Source organism: Mesorhizobium sp. P3_A9, from assembly GCF_056402975.1.
In genome coordinates, this window is record NZ_JBFUGJ010000664.1 from 1 (window position 1) to 1,496 (window position 1,496).

The 1,496-nt window shown below is 58.2% G+C and carries 2 protein-coding genes; both read left to right on the plus strand.

The genetic code is table 11. The annotated features are described in order from the left end of the window. Nucleotides 1-307 precede the first annotated feature (307 nt). Nucleotides 308-574 (plus strand): hypothetical protein, encoded by a 267-nt coding sequence (locus AC1DX0_RS35795; RefSeq protein ID WP_477219555.1) that lies wholly within the window; start codon nt 308-310, stop codon nt 572-574. Nucleotides 575-888: 314 nt separating this feature from the next. Continuing rightward, nucleotides 889-1,269 (plus strand): hypothetical protein, encoded by a 381-nt coding sequence (locus AC1DX0_RS35800; protein WP_477219554.1) that lies wholly within the window; start codon nt 889-891, stop codon nt 1,267-1,269. Nucleotides 1,270-1,496 lie beyond the last annotated feature (227 nt).

Below are 1,496 nucleotides of genomic sequence, written 5' to 3' on the forward strand. Positions count from 1 at the left end.
GATGTATCCCGACGCATCGGTCGTGCGCGCATAGGCAACACCGCGGCCAAAAACCCATTTCTCTCGATCCTTGCCACGTGACGGAACATTAGGCGTGTCTAATGGTTCTATCCCTCGCAGCAGATGCCCGGTGTCTGCTGAGGATCAGCCGGCGAAGGCTGGTCGGCCCGCATTCTCCGCCAGAGGCGCGGGCTCCCCCAACCGAAAGGAGAGAGATCATGAACAACATCATTTGGCTCGTTGGAGCGGTGGTCATCGTCGTAGCGATATTGAGCTTCTTCGGCCTGCGATAAGCGCGACTTTAGCTATGGCCATGGACCCCTTATCGGAAGATGACCAGCCGAAGCGGACGCTACGAAAGCGTCGCAGGCTACCAGCCGAAGAGCGAAACGGTGGCGGGGAGTTCATCGCCCCTTTTCCATCGGAAGACAGGAGCTTCCGCGTCTGGTTCCTGTCCAATGAAACAGGCATCAGCGTCGACCAGGCCAGCGAACTTGTCGACAGGATCGAGACAGATGGCGCGGCATTGTTGAATGCCGCGCGACAGATGAAAATCACGCGCAATAACCGATGAACCGCAGCCGGCTACGTCTCCGCGTTTTCAACAAGCCCACTGTGTAGCGCGTTGGCGACAAAGCGAAGGGCTGCGCCGAGCAGGCAGCTCATCTCGCCGTATTTTCGGCTGTGACATCAGTTTGAGCGCCAAAGTCGGGATGCGTGTACCGGGCGGCGAAGATCAATTTCGCGGCCTCGCTTCGCGTAAGCACGCGCCGGTAGACACCTCCTGTCTCGATTCGGAGCCAGCCAGCGCGCTGGGGTATTTTTGGGGCGCATTTGACGCCTCCCATCTGCCGGGCTAACGCTTGACCTCTTGGTGGGGGTGAAGCAATGCGGACTATCTTTTCTCTGGTTATTTTGGCGTGCATTGGTGTGGTCGGGTTCGTCGCACTCTCTTATGTTTCTATGAAGCAATCAGTACCGGAGACGGTGCAGCAATTGCTCGACAAGAATTTGCCGAAAAACAATCTGAAGGTCGCCTTTGTGAAGGTTCCTATCACGGCAGCGATCCCATTCATCGGCCCGGCCAAGAGTGAGGGCTATTTCATGCTCGAAAAGAAGAGCGGCGGCCAACTGGATGGCGGTTGCGCCTTTGATGCGTTCACTGTGGAAATTCGCGAAGCAGCTAATTCCTCCTACGCGATCTACGTGCCGGGCGAAGAAATGACGCGACTGAATGGATGCTACTACTCGGCAGGCGTAGGCCAGTGAGGCTCCGCCTGTGACAGGCGGTCGCCAAAGGTCCGTCTCTCCTGCCCGCGGGCTTTCAAGTCGTGAAGAGCGCGCGATCCCTGCCACCCTGCGACGAAGGAAGAGGCGCTCCAATTCCTCGTCGATCGCGTCGTGCGCGTCTGGCTTGAATGGAGCAGGACTGTCATAGGCGGCCGGACGGCTGCGTATGACTTCACCGGGAGCTTCCTTCAGGACAGTGTCGAGCC

What these genes read in the sequence shown, in the direction of transcription:
- AC1DX0_RS35795 (WP_477219555.1), top strand. Translation starts at nt 308, where the DNA reads ATGGCCATGGACCCCTTATCGGAAGATGACCAGCCGAAGCGGACGCTA.
- AC1DX0_RS35800 (WP_477219554.1), top strand. Translation starts at nt 889, where the DNA reads ATGCGGACTATCTTTTCTCTGGTTATTTTGGCGTGCATTGGTGTGGTC.